Source organism: Sphingobacterium faecale (genome assembly GCF_016746095.1).
Taxonomy (GTDB): Bacteria; Bacteroidota; Bacteroidia; order Sphingobacteriales; family Sphingobacteriaceae; genus Sphingobacterium; species Sphingobacterium faecale.
Genome location: NZ_JAERTY010000008.1, coordinates 327,547 through 353,515 on the forward strand (window position 1 = coordinate 327,547; position 25,969 = coordinate 353,515).

The 25,969-nt window shown below is 40.5% G+C and carries 21 protein-coding genes and 1 riboswitch; of the genes, 8 read left to right on the forward strand and 13 right to left on the reverse strand.

Translation table 11 applies throughout. The features are described 5' to 3' along the window. Window positions 1-8: 8 nt before the first annotated feature. The 7 genes from JKG61_RS15395 to JKG61_RS15425 form a co-directional block, all read right to left on the reverse strand. Window positions 9-185: a hypothetical protein gene (locus tag JKG61_RS15395; RefSeq protein WP_202103834.1), complete on the reverse strand. Its 177-nt coding sequence runs from the start codon at window positions 183-185 to the stop codon at window positions 9-11. Between the two features lie 191 nt (window positions 186-376). After that, window positions 377-1,558: a homoserine dehydrogenase gene (locus JKG61_RS15400; RefSeq protein ID WP_202103835.1), complete on the reverse strand. Its 1,182-nt coding sequence runs from the start codon at window positions 1,556-1,558 to the stop codon at window positions 377-379. A gap of 124 nt (window positions 1,559-1,682) precedes the next feature. Then, on the reverse strand, window positions 1,683-2,990 hold the full coding sequence (locus tag JKG61_RS15405) for an O-acetylhomoserine aminocarboxypropyltransferase/cysteine synthase family protein (protein WP_202103836.1): 1,308 nt from the start codon (window positions 2,988-2,990) through the stop codon (window positions 1,683-1,685). A 247-nt stretch (window positions 2,991-3,237) separates the two neighbouring features. Further along, window positions 3,238-3,352: riboswitch (SAM riboswitch) on the reverse strand. Between the two features lie 200 nt (window positions 3,353-3,552). Further along, window positions 3,553-4,368 (reverse strand): AMP nucleosidase, encoded by an 816-nt coding sequence (locus JKG61_RS15410; RefSeq protein WP_202103837.1) that lies wholly within the window; start codon window positions 4,366-4,368, stop codon window positions 3,553-3,555. Between the two features lie 60 nt (window positions 4,369-4,428). Next, complete coding sequence (clpX, locus tag JKG61_RS15415) at window positions 4,429-5,679, reverse strand: ATP-dependent Clp protease ATP-binding subunit ClpX (RefSeq protein WP_202103838.1); 1,251 nt, start codon at window positions 5,677-5,679, stop codon at window positions 4,429-4,431. After that, complete coding sequence (clpP, locus tag JKG61_RS15420; RefSeq protein ID WP_021069916.1) at window positions 5,680-6,378, reverse strand: ATP-dependent Clp endopeptidase proteolytic subunit ClpP; 699 nt, start codon at window positions 6,376-6,378, stop codon at window positions 5,680-5,682. It lies immediately after the preceding gene. Window positions 6,379-6,447: 69 nt separating this feature from the next. Continuing rightward, window positions 6,448-6,909, reverse strand: coding sequence for a type I restriction enzyme HsdR N-terminal domain-containing protein (locus JKG61_RS15425; RefSeq protein WP_202103839.1), 462 nt, complete (start codon window positions 6,907-6,909; stop codon window positions 6,448-6,450). Between the two features lie 567 nt (window positions 6,910-7,476). Here JKG61_RS15425 and holA point away from each other — a divergent pair. The 4 genes from holA to carA all read left to right on the forward strand — a co-directional run bounded on the left by holA (window position 7,477) and on the right by carA (window position 10,649). Then, window positions 7,477-8,487: a DNA polymerase III subunit delta gene (gene holA / locus JKG61_RS15430; RefSeq protein ID WP_202103912.1), complete on the forward strand. Its 1,011-nt coding sequence runs from the start codon at window positions 7,477-7,479 to the stop codon at window positions 8,485-8,487. Between the two features lie 18 nt (window positions 8,488-8,505). Next, complete coding sequence (locus tag JKG61_RS15435; RefSeq protein WP_202103840.1) at window positions 8,506-9,069, forward strand: hypothetical protein; 564 nt, start codon at window positions 8,506-8,508, stop codon at window positions 9,067-9,069. A 16-nt stretch (window positions 9,070-9,085) separates the two neighbouring features. Next, window positions 9,086-9,289: a YwbE family protein gene (locus JKG61_RS15440; RefSeq protein WP_202103841.1), complete on the forward strand. Its 204-nt coding sequence runs from the start codon at window positions 9,086-9,088 to the stop codon at window positions 9,287-9,289. Window positions 9,290-9,548: 259 nt separating this feature from the next. Then, entirely contained in the window at window positions 9,549-10,649 is a 1,101-nt protein-coding gene (gene carA, locus JKG61_RS15445; RefSeq protein ID WP_202103842.1) for a glutamine-hydrolyzing carbamoyl-phosphate synthase small subunit, read from the forward strand. Window positions 10,650-10,697: 48 nt separating this feature from the next. Here the strand turns inward: carA and JKG61_RS15450 are convergent, their stop codons facing one another. Then, window positions 10,698-13,352 (reverse strand): DNA gyrase/topoisomerase IV subunit A, encoded by a 2,655-nt coding sequence (locus JKG61_RS15450; RefSeq protein WP_202103843.1) that lies wholly within the window; start codon window positions 13,350-13,352, stop codon window positions 10,698-10,700. A gap of 268 nt (window positions 13,353-13,620) precedes the next feature. Here JKG61_RS15450 and JKG61_RS15455 point away from each other — a divergent pair, with 268 nt between their 5' ends. Continuing rightward, window positions 13,621-14,259, forward strand: coding sequence for a sterol desaturase family protein (locus JKG61_RS15455; RefSeq protein WP_237249498.1), 639 nt, complete (start codon window positions 13,621-13,623; stop codon window positions 14,257-14,259). Window positions 14,260-14,277: 18 nt separating this feature from the next. Here JKG61_RS15455 and JKG61_RS15460 read toward each other — a convergent pair whose 3' ends face one another. From JKG61_RS15460 to JKG61_RS15475, 4 genes are all read right to left on the reverse strand, one after another. Next, window positions 14,278-17,457 carry an AsmA family protein gene (locus tag JKG61_RS15460; protein ID WP_202103844.1) on the reverse strand — a complete coding sequence of 1,060 codons (3,180 nt, stop codon included), beginning with the start codon at window positions 17,455-17,457 and terminating at the stop codon, window positions 14,278-14,280. A gap of 675 nt (window positions 17,458-18,132) precedes the next feature. After that, complete coding sequence (locus JKG61_RS15465) at window positions 18,133-18,834, reverse strand: L,D-transpeptidase family protein (protein WP_202103845.1); 702 nt, start codon at window positions 18,832-18,834, stop codon at window positions 18,133-18,135. A gap of 48 nt (window positions 18,835-18,882) precedes the next feature. Then, window positions 18,883-19,455, reverse strand: coding sequence for a Crp/Fnr family transcriptional regulator (locus JKG61_RS15470; RefSeq protein WP_202103846.1), 573 nt, complete (start codon window positions 19,453-19,455; stop codon window positions 18,883-18,885). Window positions 19,456-19,510: 55 nt separating this feature from the next. After that, window positions 19,511-21,196, reverse strand: coding sequence for an RluA family pseudouridine synthase (locus JKG61_RS15475; protein ID WP_202103847.1), 1,686 nt, complete (start codon window positions 21,194-21,196; stop codon window positions 19,511-19,513). 196 nt (window positions 21,197-21,392) lie between these two features. Here JKG61_RS15475 and JKG61_RS15480 point away from each other — a divergent pair, with 196 nt between their 5' ends. From JKG61_RS15480 to fabV, 3 genes are all read left to right on the forward strand, one after another. Next, window positions 21,393-22,349: an aldo/keto reductase gene (locus JKG61_RS15480; protein WP_202103848.1), complete on the forward strand. Its 957-nt coding sequence runs from the start codon at window positions 21,393-21,395 to the stop codon at window positions 22,347-22,349. Between the two features lie 57 nt (window positions 22,350-22,406). Then, window positions 22,407-22,877 (forward strand): Dps family protein, encoded by a 471-nt coding sequence (locus JKG61_RS15485; RefSeq protein ID WP_202103849.1) that lies wholly within the window; start codon window positions 22,407-22,409, stop codon window positions 22,875-22,877. A gap of 140 nt (window positions 22,878-23,017) precedes the next feature. Continuing rightward, entirely contained in the window at window positions 23,018-24,220 is a 1,203-nt protein-coding gene (fabV, locus tag JKG61_RS15490; protein ID WP_202103850.1) for an enoyl-ACP reductase FabV, read from the forward strand. 72 nt (window positions 24,221-24,292) lie between these two features. Here the strand turns inward: fabV and JKG61_RS15495 are convergent, their stop codons facing one another. After that, the gene (locus tag JKG61_RS15495; protein ID WP_202103851.1) at window positions 24,293-25,966 is read right to left on the reverse strand and encodes a DNA polymerase/3'-5' exonuclease PolX; all 1,674 of its coding nucleotides are present in this window, start codon (window positions 25,964-25,966) and stop codon (window positions 24,293-24,295) included. Window positions 25,967-25,969 lie beyond the last annotated feature (3 nt).

Here is a 25,969-nt window from a genome sequence, read left to right on the forward strand (position 1 = left end):
CCCTTTTTTTAATCATTATACCTTCTCTTTTGTTTGTTATAGAGCATGAAGACTACAACAAATAAAAGTACTAGACCAATAATAATAAATACAGTAGGGGATGTCTGTTCTGAACCACTTCCTGTCTGCGCCCACCCCATGTTAGAAAGCAACATTAGGAAGAATACACTATGCCATTTTCTCATAATACAAAAATAAATCGTTAACCATTAAACTTACTGAATTTATTTGATAAAAGCAACTGGTATTTAGATTTTTAACTAGTTTTTAACAATGTGTTTTTTTTGACTTTTGTATGGAGATTAGTTTGTCGTTTAAATAAAAAAGGTATCAACTAGAATAGCGATACCTTTTGTTCATTGCTTGAGTTAATATATTAGGCTATTTCTGCGAGGAAATAACCTGGTTGGTTAATTAGTTCCCGTTTGTCGATAATCTCCTGTAGATTAAGATAGCCAATGACATATTTGTGGTCTTCGCCATAAAATCTTTCTGTAATATTCTTGAATGCGATATTTTCTAATACGTTTTCATCTGTGTACCGGAAATAAACTTTGATGTCAACATTGGTTGTATATGTTAATTCCTGAGCATCTAGATGTTTTTTATATTCATAACGATAGTCATATCGTAGTGCGGTGATGTCGGAAAGAACAGCTGATCCTGTTGGGTGGCCTCCGGCACCTTTACCATAGAAAAATTGCTCGTCTGCAAATGCTGCTTTAACTAAAACCCCATTGTTTTCGTTTTCAACATTAAACAGGATACTGTCTTTAGATATAAACTTAGGTAGCACATATAGTACGACCTCGCTATCGCTTACTTCTTTGGCCAGTGGAATCAATTTTATTTTGAGATTCTTTTCTTTTGCATACCGAATATCGGCATCGTTCAATTTGTCTATGCCTAGATTTAGGATGGTGTCTGGATTAACAAATAAGCCATAGGCATGCGAAGCAACGATCGCCAATTTGAATTTTGGATCATACCCACCTACATCTAATGTCGGATCTGTCTCCGCAAAACCTAATTCTTGCGCTTTTTTTAACGCAGCATCATAAGTCTGGTTCTCGTTGAATATTTTTGACAGAATATAGTTGGATGAACCGTTGAATATACCGCTTAACGAATGTAATAGCTCGTTGTCATAGTACTCTTCTAAATTTCTGATGATGGGGATACTACCACATACGGCTCCTTCGTACAATAAGGACGTGCCGTGTTCTTGCTGTAGTGCCGTCAGTTCCTTGAGGTGGGTAGCAATCATTTTCTTATTGGCAGATACTACATTTTTTCCTGACGATAGTGCTTTTTTGGTTATTTCGAAGGCGGCATCCGCATCATCTATCAATTCTACTACGGTATTTATTTGAGGATCATCCAAGATCTCGTTTGCATCCGTAGAAAAGAGTTCTGCGGGGAGGCTGCGTGCTTTGCCTGCATTCTTGATTACAAATTTCTTGATTTCTAGGTTGAGTTTTTTTGTTTTGATGATGTCATATAGTCCTTGGCCTACAACGCCAAAACCGAATATGCCAATAGTAAGCTTTTTACTCATTTCGTTTTTTATGCTGCTTTTACTTTTTGTTATTTGGTATTACAGTAAGCTTAATACCTGATTAAATACGATAGGCAATTTGAATGTTTTCCAAATTGCCTTCGTATCTGTGGGTTAATATTTGTTATTTAATTTTATCAAAAGCTTGTTGCAAATCTGCTTTAATGTCGTCGATATGTTCGATACCTACAGACAGGCGAAGTGATCCTGCATAAACCCCAGCTGCGCGTTGTGCTTCTTCGCTCAACTGTTGGTGTGTGGTTGCTGATGGATGTATAATCAATGTCTTAGCGTCTCCAACGTTAGCTAAGTGGCTTATTAATTCTAATGAATCGATAAACTCATCTGCTTTTTTGGCATCACCTTTAATGGTGAATGAGAGTACGGCACCGTATCCATTTTTAAGATATTTTTGTGCCAAAGCATGATGAGGATGACTTTTCAATCCTGGATAACTAACAGATTCCACTTGTGGGTGCGCTTCTAACCATTGTGCAATCTCTTGGGTATTGTCGACATGTCGTTGTACTCGTAGGGATAGAGTCTCTAGACCTTGCACCAATAAGAAGGAGTTGAAAGGTGATAATGCAGGTCCAAAGTCGCGTAAACCTTCTACACGAGCTCTTATCGCGAACTGAATATTGCCGAATGGACCGTTCACACCAAATACATCGGAGAATACAAGTCCATGGTAGCCTTCTGATGGTTCAGAGAACTGCTTGAACTTTCCATTACCCCAGTTGTAGTTTCCTCCATCAATGATTACACCACCAATACTTGTGCCGTGTCCACCAATCCATTTGGTAGCTGATTCTACGACAACGTTGGCACCATGCTCAATAGGTTTGAATAAATAGCCTCCAGCTCCAAATGTGTTGTCCACAATAAGTGGTAAATCATGTTTTCTTGCAACGGCGGCTATTTTCTCAAAATCAGGAATGTTGTAGCTTGGGTTACCAATTGTCTCTACATATATCGCTTTTGTTTTATCATCGATTAGTTTTTCGATGTTTTCAGCATCGCTATCTGCTGCGAATCTAGCTTCGATACCCAACCTTTTAAAAGATACTTTAAACTGATTGTAAGTACCACCGTAGAGGTTTGCGCCAGACACAAAGTTTTCACCCGCTTCTAGGATGTTGGTCAACGCGATAAACTGTGCTGCCTGTCCCGATGCTACTGCGACTGCTGCTACACCACCTTCTAATGCTGCGATACGTTTCTCGAATACATCAGTAGTAGGGTTCATGATACGTGTATAAATATTTCCGAATTGCTTTAGCGCAAAAAGATTAGCTCCATGTTCTGCATTTTCAAAAACAAAAGATGAAGTTTGGTATATAGGTAATGCGCGGGATCCTGTTGTAGGATCAACTTCTTGTCCTGCATGTACTTGTAATGTTTCGAAGTTTAAATTTTTATTGTCAGCCATTTTGTATTTTATTAAGATGTGTTTGAAATTATATATGAAGTAAAAAAGAATAGGGTTGGTCGTCGTTGGATGTGCCTGTCATTTACGTGCTACCCGAAGGGTATCGGCGTGGAAAGGGACTGACGACTAGCGCATTCGTGTGGGTGTGCAGCTGTAAATAGCTGTACGGAAGTAGTTCTTGCGGCTTGTTAAGCTATCCGCAACAATTTTTAATTGCTGTGTGAAATTTAAAGTCATAGTCTTATTTCATTTATATGCTCCAAAGATTTATTTCTTTGGACAGGAATTGGCACCTTTTCAAATACCTTTTGAAGGTTGCCAGTGGGTCATAGAGCCAGTCTCTCGCCACTTCTTTATAAATCAAGACCTACAGAAAGGTGTTGATTAGGTACACTACTATCTAAGTGTACAGCAAATATAGGATATATTATTTAAATAACCAATGAATTAACAAAAAGTTATTAAGATATACCCCATTAATGTGCCTTGATAGTGGCATCTCTCTCTATTTCGCTATAAAAACATCTAAATAGAGAAGAAGAATTTAGGTAAGTTTGATAAATCAGAATTTGAGGTGTTTTACAGTGAGCCCGTTATTGATGAGTTGCTTCAAAGCATCAATTCCTATGTTGAGATGGGTCTCTACGAATTTTGCGGTTACAGCTAAATCGCTCTCTATAGTCTTTACGCCCTCGGGAACCATAGGCTGATCAGACACCAATAATAATGCTCCTGTGGGGATCTTATTCGCAAAGCCCACACTGAATATGGTTGCGGTTTCCATATCTACTGCCATTGCTCGGATAGTTTTTAGATACTTCTTAAACACTTTGTCGTGTTCCCATACCCGTCTATTGGTCGTGTATACAGTTCCAGTCCAATAATCTCTAGCGTGATCCCTGATGGTAGTTGATATTGCTTTTTGCAGGGCAAAGGCGGGCATGGATGGAACCTCAGGTGGGAAGTAGTCGTTGGAAGTACCTTCTCCACGTATGGCTGCTATCGGGAGAATAAGTTCGCCCACGGCGATTTTCTTTTTGAGTCCTCCTGTCTTTCCTAGAAAAAGGACGGCCTTGGGTTGGATAGCGGACAATAGATCCATTACTGTAGCAGCCATCGGGCTTCCCATCCCGAAATTAATGATGGTTATACCATTGGCAGTACAGGCTTGCATGGCTTTGTCTTGTCCATAAATAGGAGCGTCCTCGTGCATAGCAGAGAACATGGTAACATACTTGGAAAAATTGGTTAGTAGAATATACTCTCCGAATTCTTCTAGAGGTTTTCCAGTATAACGCGGTAGCCAGTTGGAGACAATGTCTTCTTTAGATTTGAGTCCTGGTGTAATTGGCGTCTCAATAGATTTCGTTTTCTTCATGTCTAAATGTTTTTGTTTCTAACAACAATCCCCCACCGGATGGGTGAGGGATTTGTTTACTTAGGCAACTTTTAACTTCTTAATGTCTGATTTTGCAAATTTCTTTTTTGCATAATCGAGTGTTATATGTAAGCTTGTTTCCTCACTCTCTTCTTTTGTAGTCGGTATTTCAAACATGGCGTCCAGCATAATAGCCTCACAGATACTTCGCAGCCCCCGTGCCCCCAATTTGAATTCCCATGCCTTATCAACAATGAATTCATAGACTTCTTTGTCAAACTTGAGTTCTACGCCTTCGTATTCAAATAATTTGACATACTGCTTAATCAATGCATTTTTTGGTTCGGTAAGGATACTTAAGAGTGTTTCCTTATCCAGAGGGTTTAAATGCGTTAATACAGGTAATCTTCCTATTAATTCGGGAATGAGACCGAAACTCTTTAAATCTTGTGGTGTGATATATTTATAGAGGTTGTTGAGGTCGATGTCTTCTTCATCTTCCATCATTTTATAGCCTACGGTCTGCGTCCTCAGACGGTTGGCTATTTTTTTCTGTATACCGTCAAACGCGCCACCACAGATAAATAGGATATTACTCGTGTTTACGGTGATCATCTTTTGATCCGGATGTTTACGTCCTCCTTGAGGTGGTACGTTGACATTGGTTCCTTCTAAGATTTTCAATAGCGCCTGTTGTACACCTTCGCCTGATACATCTCTAGTTATGGACGGGTTGTCACTTTTACGAGCGACTTTGTCGATCTCATCGATATATATAATTCCTCTTTCTGCTGAAGCTACATCGTAGTCTGCTGCTTGGAGCAAACGTGTAAGTATGCTTTCCACATCTTCTCCTACATAACCTGCTTCAGTCAGGACTGTTGCATCGACGATAGAAAAAGGGACGTTAAGTATCTTTGCTACTGTCTTGGCCAACAAAGTCTTTCCTGTACCGGTTTCTCCAACGATAATCAAGTTGGATTTTTCGATTTCAGTCTCATCGGCGCTTGTTTTTTGGTTCAATCTTTTATAATGATTGTATACGGCTACCGAGATTACTTTTTTAGCTTCATCCTGTCCTATGACATACTGATCCAAATGCTGTTTGATTTCTATCGGGCGGATGAGTTTCAGTGTTGTTTGCAACGACTTGTTTTTTCGTTGATTCAACTCTTCTGTTAAAATCTCGCCTGCTTGTGTCACACAGCGATCACAGATATGTGCTCCATCCCCAGCAATCAGCATCAAGGCTTCGTTTTTGCTGATTCCACAAAATGAACAGTGGATATCTTTGCTGTTGTTCTTGCTCATTTATTTACTTTCTTTTCTAGGTGCTAAGACCTCGTCAATCATTCCAAATTCTTTCGCTTCTGCTGCTTTCATCCAATAGTCACGATCTGAAGATTTTTCTACCCATTCATAGGATTGTCCGGAATGTTCTGCTATTATAGTGTACAATTCTTCTTTAAGCTTTAACATCTCTCTAAGATTGATCTCCATATCCGCTGCTACTCCTTGTGCGCCACCTGAAGGTTGGTGGATCATTACTCTAGAGTGCTTCAGGGCGGCACGTTTTCCTTTAGCTCCAGCTACTAACAATACTGCACCCATAGAAGCAGCCATACCTGTACAAATCGTGGCTACGTCCGGAGAGATATATTGCATCGTGTCGTAGATACCTAGACCGGCATACACACTTCCACCTGGCGAATTGATGTATATCTGTATGTCACGCTGTGCGTCGGTAGACTGTAAAAATAATAATTGTGCTTGAATGATATTTGCAACTTGGTCGTTGACGCCATCTCCCAAAAAGATAATACGGTCCATCATCAATCTAGAGAATACATCCATCTGCGCAACGTTTAACTGACGCTCCTCTACAATGTAGGGGGTCAAGTTTGTTGGCATTTGTGTTTCTACGCGTGAAATAAAGCCGTCTACGTGCTGTGAGCCAATGCGGTGATGTTTTATCGCGTATTTTCTGAATTCGTTTTTATCTATATTCATTTTGTATGATGTTACTATTTTAAAAATATTAGACTAATATAATTCGTTTTTCTTAAATACAAATAATATTTATGTCTCCTTATTGTAAATTGGTAGGTCTGAAATAAAATCTACGCTGTTGTTTTCAAAGTTGACCTTACAGAAATAATGTTGCAATCCGTTGCTGACCAACAAAAGTGGAATCTTGTGCTTACTGTTATAACTGCCGATCTGTTCGAATGCCGCCTGTGTTATCTTCACACCAGGGGCTTTGAACTCAGCTAACAATATCTTTTCTCCTTGATTGTTAAATATGATCAGATCGCTTCTTTTTTGCAGTTCATTAACGATGAGACCTCCTTCTATATTCATCAGGGATTTTGGATATTTCTTATGCAAGTGCAAAAAATGTACCCAATGTTGCCGGACCCATTCTTCTGGGGTTAGCAATAGGTTCTTCTTCCTCAGTATATCAAAAACGTAAACTTTATCTTGAACACGTGTCAGCTTTAAGGGAAAAGGAGGTAAGTTTAATTGTACTGGCTTAAACATAGGCAAATTTACGATTTTTTGACGTTAAAGCAAAATTGGCGTTAATAAGAGATTTATGTGTTTTAAATGAAGGAGTAATTTGAGCACTCATTGCCGTGCAGGGCAACAAACTTTTGCTTGATCAAAAGTTTGACAAAAATCAAGGCTGTATCTTATTTGTTGCTCCAGTGACGCTATGGTGTAAGCGTAGCCCAAGGTCTCCTTCACGCTATCCCCTCTCAAAGACTGGGGGCTACTGGAGATATTGCAATCTGATAAGAATCGGTGTACACCATACCTACTTTCACGGCCAAATAAGCTAAGGCCGTTTTGTATACTTTACACTGATTGATCGCCATTTCTTACACTTTTGAAAATGTCACCTTGGCGGGTTGCCAATTGTAGTAATGGTGATCCGTTGTGGCAAGCCGGCACAGTGACGCGCTTTTACCTCCTTTTGGCAAGACAAAAGGAGGAGCCAGTCGCGGCTTGAGCGACAAAAAGATATCGATAATAAACTTTCTATTTCAACAGACAATCATATTCACTGCACAGATATTCCTCTAGATTATGTATTTTCGCAATGACATGAGTGCACAATCTATTTTAACTGATATCAAGCAGCGTAAGTTCAAGCCTTTGTATTTATTACATGGTGAAGAATCTTATTATATTGACTTGATTAGTGACCGTATTGAGAATAGTGTTCTTGACGAGAGTCAGAAGGGGTTTGATCAGACCATTCTGTATGGAAAGGATACTGATTTTTCGACGATAGTCAGTGCTGCTAAGCGTTATCCAATGTTGAGCGACTATCAGGTCATTATCGTTAAAGAAGCACAGGGGTTGAAATGGAAGGGGGATGACGATTTCCTGATGAAGTATGTGGACCAGCCGACACCTACTACGATTCTTGTGTTTGCTTTCAAACATGGTAAATTTGATAAGCGGACAAAGTTGTATAAGGCTTTGGAAAAGAAGGGTATTACTTTTGAATCCGAGAAGCTTTATGATAATAAAGTGGCCCCTTGGATTGTAGAGGAGCTGCAGCAGAATGGGCAGAGAGTGCATCCGCAAGCGGCAGCGCTTATGGCTGACTACTTGGGTACTGATCTTTCTAAAATAGCAAATGAAGTACAGAAATTGGTGCTGAATGTTCCTAAAGATCGTGAAATAACTGTTCAAGATGTGGAACAGAACATTGGTATAAGTAAGGATTTTAATGTGTTTGAACTCAATTCGGCATTGGGTAAACGGGATGTGCTCAAGGCCGTACAGATTGTTGATTATTTTGCGTCTAATCCTAAGTCCAACCCCTTTGTTGTCGTGATCGGTTCGCTGGCCGGTTATTTTACGAAATTGTTGAAGTATCACTATCTATCCGATAAATCTTCAGCGGTTGTTGCCAAGGAACTCGGTGTGCATCCCTTTTTTACGAAGGAATATGATATGGCAGCCCGTAATTTTAACAGACGTAAATTGTTTGATGTTCTTTCTATATTAAGGGAATATGATCTCAAGTCGAAAGGACTGAATGCTGGACCTAATACCAGTGATGGGGATTTGATGCGGGAGATGTTATTTAAAATTTTAAATTAACGGTAATATAATGAAATAATGAAGAGGCTTCTATTAGTGTTCTTATCAGCTGCTTTTTATATGCCTTTACAGGCGCAGTCCTTCTATACCTTGATCCAAGGTGGGGGTAATTTAGGTCTTGCTAATCCTGGTTACCAGGGAGCATTTAACGGTTACTCCTTGCATTTTATTTTTGGTAAGAACTTTGATGATAAAGCTTACGTTGGTTTAGGACTAGGGAATGAACGTCTGAAAGGAAGTTATAGAACTACAAAGGCGGGAGAGTATGATTTGGATAAAAGATTTAATTACGATCAGAATTTATTCCCCATCTTTGTTGATGGGAGGGTGCCTTTTGCGCCTCTGGGAGACAACGGTCGGCTTGGGGTCTTGGCCAATGGAGGGTACGCACCTAAAATAAGCCCTCAATATGACCGTGGTTTTGTGTTCAAAAGTGGAGTTTTCTATTTGCATGAAGCTCCGGGAAAGACCGATTGGACAGTATCGGCGAGCTATGGTTATCAACAACTAAATAAAAATATCATTGGAAATGATTTTCGGCATCAACACCTCAATATTTCTGTGGGACTGATGTTGAAATAGGAAAGAATAAATTTATATGAAAGACGGAAAAACAAGAGGGGATATCAAACCAGGTATGTTGGTGAATATTGTGCTAAAGAAGGATCAACGTACTGGTATTCTCACAGAGGGGATAGTGAAAGATTTGTTAACTTCTGCTCCATTTCATCATCGAGGTATTAAAGTCCGGTTAGATGATGGACAGATAGGACGTGTACAGGAGATTTTGGAAGACGATTAAGGGGGATATTTTTTTACTTTTATTTTTGACTTATTACTTTTATTTCTACCTTTGTCCCTCGTGAAAATTGATATTTTTGATTTGATTTCCGAGGACAATGTGTTCAATGTTTACATTGAAATATCACGAGTTTGATACGTATAGCCCATTTGGGCTTTTTTTATGTCCAAAAATTTGACAGACAAGAATATCATTAGTATAAAAGATAGAGGCTAAGCCCTCTTCTAGATTTGGAATTATTTAGTATTTAATATAGAAAATGACCAGCTACAGTAAATTACCCGCAATTTTAGTTTTAGAAGATGGAACAGTTTTTCATGGTAAAGCCGCCGGAAAAATTGGTACAACTACTGGAGAGATTTGTTTTAATACCGGAACCACTGGATATCAGGAGATATTCACTGATCCTTCGTATTACGGACAGATTATGGTGACAACCAACGCTCATATCGGTAATTATGGTATCGACGAAGAGGATACGGAGTCCAACAAAATCCAAATTGCAGGGCTGGTATGTAAAAACTATAATATTAACTATAGCCGTAAAATGGCTGATGAGTCGATTCAGACTTATTTTGAAGAGCAGAATCTGGTGGGAATCTCTGATATTGATACGCGCTCTTTGGTGCGGCATATCAGGAATAAAGGAGCTATGAATGCTATTATCTCTTCGGAAAACCTTGATGTGCAGGCTTTAAAAGATGATTTGGCAAAAGTTCCTTCCATGGCAGGTTTGGAGCTGTCTTCGTCGGTGACGACTGGTCAACCGTATTTTTATGGTGATGAAACGGCAAGTACACGTATTGCTGTTCTGGATTTAGGAATAAAGAAAAACATCCTTCGTAATTTTGACGCTAGACAGGTATATGCCAAGGTTTTTCCGGCTAAGACGAGTTTTGCTGAAATGGAAGCGTGGGGTGCCGATGGATATTTTATTTCTAATGGGCCTGGTGATCCTTCGGCTATGCAATATGCTATAGCAACGGTTCAAGAGATTCTTGCTGCGGACAAACCGATGTTTGGGATTTGTTTAGGACACCAGATCTTGGCGTTAGCGAATGGGATACGTACTGAAAAAATGTTCAACGGACACCGTGGTATTAACCATCCTGTAAAGAACATAATTGCCAATAAGTGTGAGATTACCTCACAGAACCATGGATTTGGTGTGGTGCGTGAAGATATTGAGAGCTCGAATGATGTAGAGGTAACGCATATCAATCTTAACGATGACTCCATCGAAGGAATTCGTGTTAAAGGTAAGAAGGCTTTTTCTGTACAGTATCACCCTGAATCATCTCCTGGCCCTCATGATTCCCGTTATTTATTCGATGATTTTATTAGTATGATAAAGGGCTAAGAATGATGGCTCCAGAAAATAAAATATTTCCTGGAGCCATTTTCCTTTTTAGAATAATCCAATCTGTCCTCCATCATCGGTCTGGAGATCGTCAGGATTGGTTATCTCTAATGTTAACGAATCAGAAGTGTCCGTATTTTTATCCGTTTCTGTCGTAGCAGGAATAGCAAGGTCAATCTCTTCACGTAAACTTGTTACTTTTTGCACATTGTGAAAGGAAAGCCTGTTACCCTGTGCCTTTATCTTCTTAACATCAATTAGTTCGTTCAAGGATTGTTCTATTGTCTCAGGTTGTTGGGATTTACCTTTGAGTTGGTCAATCTTAACAAGAGGCTCGGGGTTGTTGGTCAACAGAATCAGTTTTGATCCGGGCTCTTCATTTATAAAAGAGATACGCTTACCGATCTGTATATCGTCAAATACAAAGCGTTTTACATAATATGCACCTGATTTTCCGTCTTGGTGTACAGCGGTGTACACATGGTTTGGGAGGTGTTTTTCGATGCGAATCATTTTTTCGTCGAAATGATTGTTGAGATCGAAGTTCGACAGTTCGAAAGAACCATCTTGGAATACCTGTAGGATTTTGTCATCTCCATCAAACTCGCCCAAGAATTTACCTCTTTCTTCCGCATTCAACCGCTTTAATACCTCGTCGTACCATATCTTGCGTCCTGCCAAGGTAGACACACCGGCACTTTTGAAGGTGATTTTCTTAACGGGATATTTGGAAACGATATTTCCCATGGATGCTCTGCCTTTAATCGCTATCTCAGCAAAATCTTGGTCAAAGGTCAATTTACGTAACTTGGTATGTGGTTTGAGCTGGATATGTACGATTTCAGCTTCGCCATTTGGATTGGCGGTGAAATAGAGGACTTTCGATCCTTTAGTTCCCTTGCTGATGTCATAATCTTTGTCTCTAGTGACCGCTGTTACTGCAAAGCGCTTAATATAAGTCGTTCCATTTGGCCCATCTTTATATATAGCATTGTAGATGGTACGATCGTCTCCTTTTTTGAATACCGCGATATGGATGATATCTTTTCCTACAAATACTTTGTCCTGTACTTTTACTACGCTGTATTTACCATCTTCACGGAATACAATGATGTCGTCGATATCCGAACAGTCGGAAACGAACTCGTCCTTTTTCATAGCTGTTCCGATGAATCCTTCTTCGCGGTTTACGTAGAGCTTAGCGTTGGCCAGCGCTACCTGTGAAGCTTCAACTTTGTCAAAGACACGGAGTTCAGTTTTTCTTTCGCGACCTTTTGCGTATTTGTTGTGTAATCTTTCAAACCAGTTAATGGTGAATTCGGTCAGTTGCCGTAGGTTTTTTTTGACTTCTTTGATCTCATCTTCCAATGTCTTCATCTGCTCATCTGCTTTTTTAACATCAAAGCGAGTGATGCTACTCATGGGCTTGTCGATAAGCTTCTTATAGTCATCTGCTGTTATTTCACGGTAGAATTGTTCAAAGAATGGGGTGAAAAGTCTGGTTAAAACTTGAGCAACCGTGTCGAAATCGCCGGAGTTTTCGTAGTCTGGGTGTTTGTACATCCCTTCTTGGATAAAGATCTTGAGTAGGTTACTGAAGAAGATTTTCTCCTGAAGTTCGCGCAGGCGGATTTCTAATTCTTGTTTCAAGAGATCCTTTGTCTGCACGGTATTTTCGATCAAGATGTCATTCACACTCATAAAGTGTGGTTTGTTTTCCTTAATGACACAGGTATTTGGAGATATCGAAGATTCACAGGATGTAAATGCGTAAAGTGCATCTATGGTGACATCTGGTGATATACCTGGCGCCAAGTGGACGATGATTTCCACATGCTCTGCGGTATTATCTTCAATTTTTTTAATTTTTATTTTACCCTTATCGTTTGCGGAGACAATACTTTCTATCAGGCCGCCTGTTGTCGTTCCGTAAGGTATCTCTGTGATTGCGAGTGTTTTTTTATCGCGTTCTTCGATTTTCGCCCTGACCCTGATTTTTCCTCCGCGTTGTCCTTCGTTATAGTTGGATACATCCGCGAGTCCTCCTGTGGGGAAGTCGGGGAATATATTTGGTCTTTCGCCTTTCAATACCTGGATAGAACCTGCAATAAGTTCGATGAAGTTGTGAGGCATTACTTTGGTCGCTAGGCCTACTGCGATACCTTCTGCTCCTTGGGCTAGTAGTAGCGGGAATTTGACAGGTAGTGTGATAGGCTCTTTGTTTCGGCCGTCATAGCTCAATTGCCAGTCGGTGGTATCTGGATTGAATACTACCTCATTAGCAAATTTAGAAAGTCTTGCTTCTATATAACGTGGTGCTGCAGCTGAGTCTCCGGTGACGGGGTCTCCCCAGTTACCCTGACATTCGATCAATAGATCTTTTTGACCGATCTGTACCATAGCATCTCCAATAGAAGCATCACCATGCGGGTGATATTTCATGGTATTACCTACGACATTAGCCGCCTTATTGAAGCGGCCATCATCCATTTCTTTCAATGAATGAAGGATACGGCGCTGTACCGGTTTAAAGCCATCATTGATATGTGGCACTGCTCGATCTAGTATAACATAAGAGGCGTAGTCTAGGAACCAGGTTTCGTATAATCCCGAAAGAGGGATGGTATTACTGGCCTGTTCGCCATCCTGTTGTGGATTGTTTTCTAAGTTATTGTCCTCTGGATCGTTTATTTCATCAATCATTTACGTTACTTTAAAATTATGCTAAGCGTGACTTAAGGGCTGTTTCTAACAGGGTAAAATTACAAAAATCTTTGTAATTTTTGGTATTCGAAATTTGTGAAGATAGAAGGGACTGGGTTATATCTGTATTTAACCATATTGGTATAAAAGTCAGTATTTGGACAGAAATATGACGAACTAGTCTTTCGAATATTGTTTTTGAACATTAATTTTGTGTTAACCTTTTTTGGGAATTACATTATTAGGCACAAATTGAATTAATCGATTTATGGCAAAGAAAAACTACATTTCAAATTCAACAGAGTCTACGCGGATGTTTAAGAATGATTTTTTAGAGTCATTGACAAAGGTCCATTTTACGGTTCCTCTTATTTTTTGGATTCCCGTAATTATTTATTTTATTCGTAAATCTTATGTATCTGGGGAGATGTCTGCGGGTAATATTGTTCTTTATTTTTTATTTGGCCTTGCTTTCTGGACTTTTGCCGAGTATATATTGCATCGCTGGGTATTCCATTTCGAACCCAAGAGTAAATTTGGACAGCGTATTCACTTTATCTTTCACGGGGTACATCATGATTATCCAAAAGACCGCTTACGCTTGGTGATGCCACTCTCTGCAAGTATTCCGATGGCTACCATTATCTATTTTCTTTTCTACCTGTTTTTTTCAGAGTTTACATTGGCCTCATTTTTTGCTGGTTTTTTATTTGGTTACCTGATTTATGACGAGTGCCATTATGCCATGCATCATGCAAACTTTAAATCCGGTCTGTTCAAAAAGATTAAAGATCACCACATGTTGCACCACTACTCGGATCCTGAAAAAGGGTTTGGCGTGAGTTCGGCAATCTGGGATAAAGTCTTTAACTCTGGGTTTCCAAAGAAAGAGGGCAAAAAGAAATAAGCAGTCTTTTACATTAGACTAGCGCTTATTGGACAGGCTGTCTTGCTGTAAGGAAGCTTCGTAAGCAGCTTTGTCCTCGTCATCCATTTCGGTGTCGAGATCATCTTCCTTATAGCGTCCCAGCTTAATTTTGAAATTTTCGGATGTACCATTGATACGCATCGGTATTCCTAATATTCCAAGAGGGGGCAGTCCCAGTCTGAATCCAATATTCATTCGTCCATCTAATGTGACTTGTCCTTCAAAGCGGGGACGGAAGCCTGCCATCTTCATCTTCGTCCGTTCGATGGTCATGACATTGTTTTTGATAGCACTGTGAATATTGACTTTTTTGAGTTCTCCGTCAAGGAAACCCTCTTTAGAAGTCGCTTTACTGATGCCGTTGAGGAGTTTAAAGTTCTTGAATCGGATCTGATCTAAGCTGAGTACACCTTTCCCCTGTATGGAGGGCATTACTGGATCCATATTGGCATTCAACAAGCCCGCCAATTGATAGTCTAGGGATATGATGCCGTGGGCATCTTTGGCGGAGGTTACCATTTGTTGAAACATTGGGATCTCTCGGTAGGCACGTTGTATATCGAAACTGTCAGCCTTGACCTTAAAGTCAAATTTGGCTTTGTAAGGGGACAAAGGCTGATAATTCATCTGCATATCCGTGGTAAGCCCTGCGACTTGAAAAGCTGTGTTTTCAAGGGCGAGTTTGCCGTTTTTTAATTTAAGATTACCTCTGAAATTTTGTAACAGCAACTGGTCATAAGCTACTTGATCTACTGCACCTAATACTTCAATATCCAGATTTTTGGGCAGTAGTATGACACCGGAGTTGTTCGTCGGTGCTGCGGTTGCACTACTGTTGGATGTACTGAATGCCATAAAATCATTGACATTGATTTTGCGACTGTGTATATCAAAGTTTCCCTTCAATATATCTGTGTCTAGTGTTAGGTAATTTATAATATTGTTGATATGGCCTTTGACGCTAAGTTCATTGCGCCCGTATTGCGCTACAAATTTGTCGAAGTTGAGTTTTTCCTGTTTGAAGGAGAACTTTCCGCTCTTAATCTGTACGGGCTGTGGTAGTAATTCGGTTTCTACCTTTATGTTGCCAATGTCGACATACCCCTCATTTTTTAGACGGTTGTATCTGCCCTGTAGGGCATCACTTTGCAAACCTGCCAAATCCAGATTGGTACGGATATAACCGTCAACATGGGTGCCTTCTAGGGCAAATATCTTGTATATGGGTCCTAAGTTCAGTTTTCCCTTGGAATGAATGGCGTATTTGATATTGTTGAAGTTTTGGAAATCAGCGTTTAGAAAGAACGGTTCGCCAGCAAGTTTAAAAGATACAGGCAGAATTTTGACGTTAAGGTCCTTTAAGGAACCTTTCTTGCTATTGATATATGTTTCTACTTGTATTTCCTCTAGGGGGACGGGGTAGTCTGCTGTCATGAAATAGCCGTTCTTCATCGTAACCGTGGCACTGGTTTCTGGTATGATATTTTTTTTCAGGTCCATAAACCCTTGGGATATAATATTAACGAATATATTCCCCGCGATTTCTACGTCCTGGATCGGGTATATTTTCTTAATATCCGAAAGGTCGATATCAGCTTGTATGTTAGCATCTAGATGGAGTTTTTGAAAGTTTTTGATATCGGCATGTCCCTTTATGAAATTGTTTAGGGCGGCAATATCAATATCTTTTAAAGCAATTTTTGCATTCTTGATGTTATGATCCGTTCCTGTTGCCTCGAGTGCATAGCTGATCTTTTCGATAGCAACAGGTAGGTCACTTAACTTAAAGTATCCGTTTTTTAATGTGTTTTTTATATTGAATGTGGGAATGGAAGCAATGTAGACTTCCTTTTTGTTACGTAACCCGTAGGTCAGTGTATCTGTGGCATAAGTGCCGTCTATTGTGCCATTCAGGTCAAGCTGTCCGGCGAATGTGAAGTCTGGCCATTGCACAGCCTGGTAAAGGCTGCCCAGGTCCAGTGAACTATTGACCGTGGACTGTATCTGCATAGGGTCTACTCCTGATAGGTGTCCTTCTGTTTTGAAAAAGCCATTGGCTATCTTAAATTCAAATTGGCGCAGGTCTATAGCTAAAGAATCGGGGTTCATTTGTGGTAAATTTACCTTGAATTTGGCATTCCATCCCGATATCGGTGTTTTGGCATTTTTGTAGGCGAGGTATCCGTCATTGATGATCAGTCCCAAGCTTAGGTTTGGCATTTTATGCTCGTCGGCGATATAGTCTCCCTCGAGATTCATGAATACTTCGGATGTTCCTTTTACTTGGGTATCTTTTAGCCAATCAGCATATGCTTTGGGCACTAGGGAAAGTAGTTCGTTTAGTGTGCTTTCCTGTGATTTTAGTTTGAAGTCCAGGTGGTATCCATTAGTCAAAAAGGCGAATGAACCTTTGAAGCGAACCGGGAGCCGATTGATGCGTATGTCATTTTTTTCAAATACAAAGGAGAGATCATTGGTGTTGATCTGAGTAATGAGCTGCGCATCTATACTTTTGTGTTCGATATACCGTTCGTGGTCAAACATGAAGGAAAATGCTTCAATCTTAGCATTGGTCTTTAGATCAAAAATAGAAGAGGATAGATCTCCCTTACCTTCGTAATCGATGTTTTTAGCTTCGATAAGCATAGGGACAGAGGCGTCGAAGTAGTGGAGGTTGATGTTTTTAAACTTTAACAGTTTGAAAGCTATCTGTCCATCTGACGTTTCGTTGTTTTCGCTTTGTGTCGTAGTATCTGGATTGTTATAGATGTTATAGTTGGCAGCACCTAGTGAATCTACCAATACATTGATGTTCCCGTCTGTGATGATAAGTTTGTCGAGGACAATTTTGTCTTGAAATAAGGACATTACATCAATACCAATACTGATTTCTTTAACATTTAATAATGTGCTGTCCTGAAAAGGTGCGGAGCCCTTTAGTTGTACGTCGTGTACCGAAGTGGTCAAGGAAGGAAAGTGTGTAAAGAAACTGATGTCGATATCGCGGTAAGCAAGTGTTCCGTTGATCGTTTTGTTGGTCATTTCTTTGATGGTCGCATTGATTTGATCTTTAAAAAAGTAGGGGATAGCGACCATTGCTATCAATATGGTGGTTGTTAAACCCAGGATAACGTATAGAATACGCTTTGATATGCTTTTATATTGTTTGTTGGGCATGGTAGTCTTGCTAATGGTGTTGCAAAACTGCTAAATTTTAAGGAGAATAAGGGGACAGGGAGGGAGAAAAATTTTGAATCTTAAGGAGGTGAGGGGGGAAAAGTTTAAGGAAGGTTTATTATCGATATCTTTTTGTTGCTCAAGCCGCGACTGGCTCCTCCTTTTGTCTTGCCAAAAGGAGGTAAAAGCGCGTCACTGTGCCGACTTGCCACAACGGATCACCATTACTACAATTGGCAACCCGCCAAGGTGACATTTTCAAAAGTGTAAGAAGTTGCGAACAATCAGTGTAAAGTAGAACGATCGACCTTGTAGCATATGAAGTCAAAGGCCGTAAAGCTATCGTAGCACAGCAGTACATCTTGCAATAGATAAGGGTTTACCTTTGGTGAGCTCGCAAGCTCGGTTCCAGTCTTGGGTAGGCCAATAGCCCGGGAGACCTAGAAAACCGCCTTGATTGCTTTACGTGCTGTGATGAACATAGGCTACACAGTCTTGATTTAGCTTTGCTGAGCTCCACTTCGTTCCGGTTTTTTTGCTTCGTTTTTTGATCAAGGAAACCCACGAAGAGGTTCTTGAATACCTTTAAAAAGACAAATTGAAATATGAAAAATAATGAAGGCCCCGTTCTGGGAAGGACAAAAGATGTTTTAATGGTTCCTTTAAAACTAATACTTACTTATCAAAACCATATTTCTTTTCAAGAACTTTAAAATGCAGCTCTTTCTTTTCTTTTAGAAGCAGGTCATAACCTTCTTTTAGATTTTTCCAGAATGCTAAAGTTGTTTCGTTGACTTCAGCCTTATGCTTCGTTATGTTTTCATCTGTCATTTCAAAAGGGAAGATATATACCGGAATATTTTGCTGTCCAGCTTCTTTGGCCCATAGGGCATAGAGGTATATTTCTTTAATCAGGTCATCTGTCATTGGCAGGCAACCTACAGTTTCGCATTTTCCATGAATAAAGATGTCTGAACCGGTATAGCCTAGGCTTTTGTCTAGCTCGTTGGGGTAGTTTAAACCTAAAGAAAGATAGTATAGGCTTTGGGGATTAAAACGATCGATATGGTAGAAGCCTTCAGGCACTTGTTTGTCTCCTTCTGCTTTTTTGGGACCTAGTATTCCAGAACGTTTACATATTGGGTAGGTATGCAGGAGGTTATAGGTGCTTTCTGTTGTCGCTTTTGCATACAGCTCCAATTTGTCTGCATTTTTGTAGGCTACGAGCAAGATGTTCAGCTCTTCCATGTTTAGGTTTTTTGAAGCCAAGAGTTTCTTGAGTTGACCTTCTTTTTCCTGCTTTGCCACTGCGACACGGTCTTCAGTATGCTGTTGCTTCGGTTGGTTTTGACAGGAGAGAGTTATCAATAGTATCATTAAACCTGAGATTATTTTGTGCATGGGTTTTTCTTATTTGGCTATTTTTTAGGTGTGGGCGATTTCTTTACGGATACGGCTCAGGGAGGTATCGGTGATCCCCAGATAGCTCGCGATATATTTTAGAGGCGCCTGTTGTATGATCTGCGGCCGTTCGTGCATCAGCTGTAGATAGCGCTTGGTGGCAGGTTCGGTAATCATCTCGGTTGCTCTTTTTTTACTCTGATAAAGCTCAAATGCCATCCATGCCCGTCCCCATTCACGCATTGCAGGTATGTGGTGGAATAGCTCTTGGAAATCGTCAAATTTTACTTTCCACAAAGTGCAGTCGGTCAGGCATTGGATATACTCTTGGGTGGGGACGCGTTGAAATAACGAGGCGACCTCGATAGCCACTTCTTGGTTCCCTTTGAAGTCGGTAGTGATTTCATTGCCTTCGTAATCGTAGAGATAGGAACGAACCAATCCGCTTTCTACAATATAGTATTCGTTGGCGACCTGATCTTTTTGTAACAGGAAATCTCCTTTCGACTTTAGTACTTTCTCATGGGCTTGACCTATTAGCTCGAAGTCTTTTGTTTCAAATAAAGGGTGTTGGTATACGTAGCGTAATATTTCCATTGTTGGATCTAATTTAGCCCAAGTTAAGGAAATGCATCAAAATTCTATAATTCTATTAAAAGGGGTCTTCGACTTGAAATGTGATCTCTTTTTTTGTGCTAGGATGTATAAACTGAATATAACCAGCATGTAGGTGTAGCCGATTGGAACGTTTGCCATAGAGGTCATCCCCGCATATTGGAGCATTTAATCCCTGTTGGTGGGCAGAATGCACCCGTAATTGATGGGTGCGACCTGTGAGAGGAAAGTAGTGGATACGTGTTTTATCTCCCTCGATAGCCACTACCTTGTATTGTGTGCGTGCATTTTTGCCGTGCTCATAACATAGCATTTGGCGGGGGCGGTCCTCGAGGTCGACTCGTAGTGGAAAGTCTATCGTTCCTTCCTGGCTTTCAATAATGCCATCCAATAAAGCGGTATACCTTTTTTTAACGGTATGTCTGATAAACTGGTCTTGTATAAATTGGTGTGCCTCTTTATTCTTAGCCAGAACAAGGATCCCTGATGTTGACATATCGAGCCGATGTATGATCAGCGGTCCGGTTATTTCAGGATTACGTGCCTGTATTCTGGTCTGTACGGAATCTTGGATGTGTATACCCGGAACGGACAGGAATTCTTCGGGTTTGTTGACCACGATGATATCGTTGTCTTCAAATAATATAGGCAATTCTTTTTCTGAGGCAGGGTTTTCCAGTAGAGGATTAGGATCTACATCCAGTCCCTGTAGCATGTGACTTAATATGGGCTCGCATTTTCCTTTGCAAGCCGGATAGAAATATCGGTGTTTTCTGATCTCGGAACCAGGGGAGGCTCCCCACCAGAACTCGGCTATGCAAACGGGGCTGAGTTCATTTTGATAGGCGTACTGTAGTAGCTTGGGTGCGGCGCATTCTCCTGCACCTGCGGGAGGGAGCATGTGTATGGCTTCCTCAAATATCGGTAATAGTGATTTTGAATGACCGTTGGCATTTAAAAAAACATATTGATCAAATAGCTGCTGCTGTAGGTTGGCTGACAGTTGCTTTCGGAACTCCTTCTTTTCTGTAATTTGAAGTAAAAGGGTCTCTAGCTGCCGTTCTATCTTATTGATACTTTCTTTGGTCTGTTGCTTGAGGATATCATATTCGTGTTGATCTCTGTAGCTTTGTTTGACCAGGTCCTGTTCCAGAGTAAGGTATTCTTCATCAGAAAGTAGTGAGCGTTGTGCTGTGCGTATCTCTTTGCGTTGCTTTTTGTTCTGTTTGTGCAGATTTCTCATGTTGCTCAAAGCGCTGGCTGCTTGTTGCTCAGTGTCAGTTAATTGTTTTTGGAGAGCTGGAATATCAGGAAGGGACTCTAAGTTTTCAATCTCCCGGTTGAGTTGATTTATCGTAGCTTCTTGTCGTAAAAAGAAACCATCGGGATTGAGCATGTCAAAAAGTGGAGGGACGAAATATTTATGAATATTGGTGCCTGCTAATTTTCCGGAACAAGCTGCTAGATAGCCTAAAGTGCCTTGTTTGTTTTCAACAACTAATACACCAAACATTTTACCGATAGGATTACCACCCTGTCCTTCATCAAGACCAAAATTGTGCTGAAAATCTTGTTGCTCGGTTAGGTACTGTTGCAATTCCTGCGCAGCCTGTAGGCTGAGCGGATGGGGATCATAACAGAAAGGAAAGGTGAATTTTTTGGGCGTCTCCATCTCGCTGATGTCCTGTTTAAACGTATGGAAAAAAGGTGTCGATTCATTCATCTTACTTCAATTCTTTATGAAATGCAAAAGTAGGAAGAAATATGTTAAGAAGTTATGAGGTTAAGAAGTTATCGAGTTATCAAGTGAACAGGATCGCTCGACAACCGGCTTACTAACTGACTTAAATATTACATGATAACTTCTGAAATGATTCGAAAAATGGGTAACTTGTAATACTTCAAAAAAAGATATACTTATGCGAGATAAAAGACGATTGGGGAGCTCTTCCCTGGAAATAGTTCCTTTGATATTTGGTGGAAATGTATTTGGATGGACCTTGGATCAACAGGCTTCTTTTGGTATTTTGGATGCTTTCAAAGATCTAGGATTTAACGCGATTGATACAGCTAATAATTATTCGCATTGGGTTCCCGGTAACAAGGGCGGTGAATCGGAAACTATTATTGGTAATTGGTTGCAGGATCGGGGAGGCCGCAGTGATATCGTTCTGATGACTAAGGTGGGAGGTCGCTTTGGATATGACAGTAAGCCGAATGTACGGGGAACCTATATTAAGGAGGAGGTGGAGAACTCGTTGAGACGATTGCGTACAGATTATATTGATCTTTATCAAACACATTATGATGACGAAGCTATTCCTGTAGAAGAGACTTTGCGTGCTTATGATGATCTAATACAGGAGGGTAAGGTCCGTTTTATTGGTGCTTCGAATATATCTCCGGAACGTCTGGTAGAAAGTTTGGATACTTCGGAGGAGAAAGGGATTGCGTCTTATGTTTCACTTCAACCGGAGTATAATCTTTATGATCGGTCCAAATTCGAGAACTTGTACGAAAAAATAAGTTTTGAAAAACAAATCGGTGTTATTCCATATTATTCATTAGCAAGTGGCTTCCTGACTGGAAAATATATAGCAGAAGCCGACTTCGGTCAATCTGCTCGCGGGGCGGATATTCAAAAGAAGTATTGGAATGATCGTGGGCGTCGTATTGTGACCGCTCTTAAGGAAGTAGCCGATTCTTATTCTGTTTCTGCCTCAGCTGTAGCATTGGCTTGGTTGCTTGCACAACGTGCGGTTACTGCTCCTATAGCGAGTGCTACGAAGAATCAACATATGGATGCCTTTGTCGAGGCTGTCAGTTTACGATTGGATGCTGCTAGTTTGGCAAAATTAGAACTAGCAAGTAGTTAGAGAAGTTGAAAGGTAGAATTTTAAATAGTTAAGAAGTTAAATCAAATTATACATATAATGAAAGCAAATATTGGAATTAAAGAAAAGGATACAGCAGCGGTTGCTGTGTTATTGAACAAATTATTGGCTGATGAAAATGTATTGTACATCAAAGTCCGTAATGCACATTGGAATATTGAGGGAGTGGATTTTCACGCACAACATTTATTTTTTGAGGGAATATATGATGAGTTGGCAGAATTGATCGATGAGATCGCTGAACGTGTACGTGCTATCGGGCATTATGCTGTGGGCACGATGAAGCAGTTTTTGGAACTTACGCAGCTTACAGAGATGAAATATGGTAAAAATGATAGCCAAGGTTATATCAAAGAGTTGTTAGGAGATTTTGAGAGCTTGATCATTACGCTCCGGGAATATATCGAGACGGCGGAGAAGCATGGCGATGCTGGTACGGAGGATTTCTTGGTGGGTATTCTTGGTAAGCACGAAAAGACAGCATGGATGCTACGAGCACATCTGAAATAGTAGAACTACAAAGGCTTTCGGAAACGGAAGCCTTTGTAGTTATTTAGACAATTAACTTTTTGTATTACCTATTGCGCGAATGCAAAGCATTTTGCATAAGTTTGTACTTTGTTAACATCATTAACATCTAAGTATTAAATATGATTATTCAACCACGTGTAAGAGGTTTTATCTGTTTGACTTCACACCCTGAAGGAACAGCACAGAATGTTAAAAACCAAATTGAATATGTAAAATCAAAAGGCAAAATCGCCAATGGTCCCAAGAAAGTATTGGTTATAGGAGCTTCTACAGGCTTCGGCTTGGCTTCGCGGATTACGGCTGCCTTTGGTTCGGATGCTGCTACTATCGGTGTCTTTTTTGAGAAGCCGGCTGCTGAGGGTAAGCCAGGTACTGCTGGATGGTATAACACCGCAGCATTTGAGAAAGAAGCACAGTCTGCTGGCTTATATGCTAAGAGTATCAATGGTGATGCATTCTCGGATGATATTAAGAAGCAAACTATTGAGTTGATTAAAAAAGACTTGGGTCAAGTTGACTTGGTTGTTTATTCTTTAGCATCTCCTAGACGTACACATCCAAAAACTGGTGTTGCACACGCTTCTGTATTGAAGCCGATTGCTAATCCTTTTACGAATAAAACAGTGGACTTTCATGCTGGGGTAGTTTCTGATATTTCGATCCAACCGGTAGAAAATGAGGAAGATGTAGCCAATACTATAGCCGTAATGGGCGGAGAGGACTGGAAGTTCTGGATCGAAGATCTGAAAGCTGCTGGTGTATTGGCTGATGGAGTGAAGACTGTTGCTTATTCTTACATTGGCCCTGAGCTTACTTATCCTATCTATAGAAATGGTACGATCGGTAAGGCAAAAGATGATTTGGAAAATACGGTGCCGATTATCAACGATTTGTTAAAGGACCTGAACGGTATTTCTTATGTGTCTGTAAACAAGGCTTTGGTTACACAGTCTAGTTCAGCTATTCCGGTAGTTCCTTTATATATATCATTGCTTTACAAAGTGATGAAAGCTAAGGGCATCCATGAAGGTACGATTGAGCAAATGCAACGCTTATTCGCGGAGCGTCTTTACAGTACAGATGGAAAGCTTGCTTTGGATGAAAAAGGGCGTATCCGCGTCGATGACTGGGAAATGCGCGCTGATGTACAGGAAGAAGTTGCAAAACTTTGGGATGAGGCTACTACTGAAAACTTGGAAGAGATTTCGGATATCAAAGGATACCGTGATGAGTTCTTTAACCTTTTCGGTTTCAACTTCCCTGAGGTAAATTACGAAGCAGATACGAATGAGGTCGTTACTGTCCCGAGTATAGAGGGGTAGTCGTAGCTTCCTATCTTAAATATAATAAAAGCCATCTCGAAGTCAATTCGGGGTGGCTTTTATTATAATAGTTTAGATTTTTGCTTTTCTTTCTTTGAAAAACTGAGTGATCTCTTCTAAGTTGAACGCATTGAGACATTTTTCTTTTGTCAGTCCGCCCTTGCGTGCTATATGTATGCCGTAATGCATATCCAAAAGTCCTTCTGTGCGGTGGGCATCGGGGTTAATGGAAAGAAGCACACCTTTTTCTAACGCATAGCGGTGCCAGCGCCAGTCCAAATCGAGACGTAAAGGGTTGGCATTGATTTCAATGACTACCTCGTTCGCCGCACAGGCATCTATAACCTTTTTGAAGTCTAGCGGGTATCCGGCTCTGGAGAGCAACAAACGTCCCGTAGGGTGTCCTAAGATTGTCGTATAGGGGTTTTCAATTGCTTTGATCAATCGAGCAGTGGCCTTTTCCTCATCCATCTTTAGGCTGCTGTGTACCGAGGCGACTACGAAATCAAATTGAGCTAATACTTCGTCGGGATAGTCTAAAGAGCCGTCGGACAGTATATCGCTTTCTATTCCTTTAAAGATCTTGAACGGAGCGAGCTCTTGGTTTAGCTTGTCCACTTCTGCCCATTGTAGCTGTAAGCGCTCTTCTGTCAGACCATTGGCATATACGGCGGTCTTGGAGTGGTCGCAGATACCGAAATAAGAGAGCCCTAAGTTATCTTTGCAGTATAGCGCCATTTCTTTTAGGCTATGCACACCATCCGAGTATGTGGAGTGGTTGTGGACAGTTCCCTTTAGATCGCCAAACTCTATTAATTTGGGAAGGTTATGCGCCTGCGCCCATACGACTTCGTCCAAGCCCTCACGTAGCTCGGGAACGATGTAATCGAGGCCTAAGGCCTTGTATATTTCCGTTTCTGTATTGCCTGTAGGTATGGAAGGATTTATAGCTTTTAGAAGTTCTAAATGGGCTTCTGAACCCGTTTGCGTAAGCCAATCCAGTGCAAAGGTGTCGACTGTGGAACTGAAAACAGTAAATGGATTGCCATTTTCATCTTTAAACGATATGCTGCGATTATTTTCCTGAATCTCCAGTTCATAGTTTAATCCTGTAATAGCCGTTTGGAGGCTAGATAGATCAGTATCTACGATCAGTTCTATTTGTGACAGCACTTCGCATTTTCTACGGAAATCGCCTGCAAATTCTACTTGGTTTTTGGAGAGTACTGCACGTAGTTTGGTTAAAACAGCTTCTGCTGATCCTTCTATTCTAGCATACAAGAACCATCCTTGATTGGCCAAAGAAAACTCAATTGCTTTTTTAATGTCCTCCTGCGTCTTTAAGCCAAAGCCTTTCGCTTCGATAAGTCTGTTTTCATTGCAGGCATAGTACAATTCTCCTACGGATTCTATTTCTAGTTCGTTCCATATAGTCTGCACTTTTTTAGGACCTAGTCCTTTGATCTTAAGCACTTCGAGAATTCCTTCCGGAGTTTTTGCCAGGAGCTCATCGAGTTCTGGGAAGGTGCCTATATTAACAATCTGTATTATTTTTTCGGCTGTACTCTTTCCTATGCCTGGCTGCTCGCTGAGTTTTTCAAAATCAGCTTCAGCTGCCTGAAAGGGTAGTTTATCTATCTTGAACGAAGCACTGGCCACGGCTTTACTACGAAATGGGTTTTCATTGTGTAGTTCCATTAATTGGGCACAAAGCTTAAAAGTACGTGCTATCGTTTTATTGTCCATGTT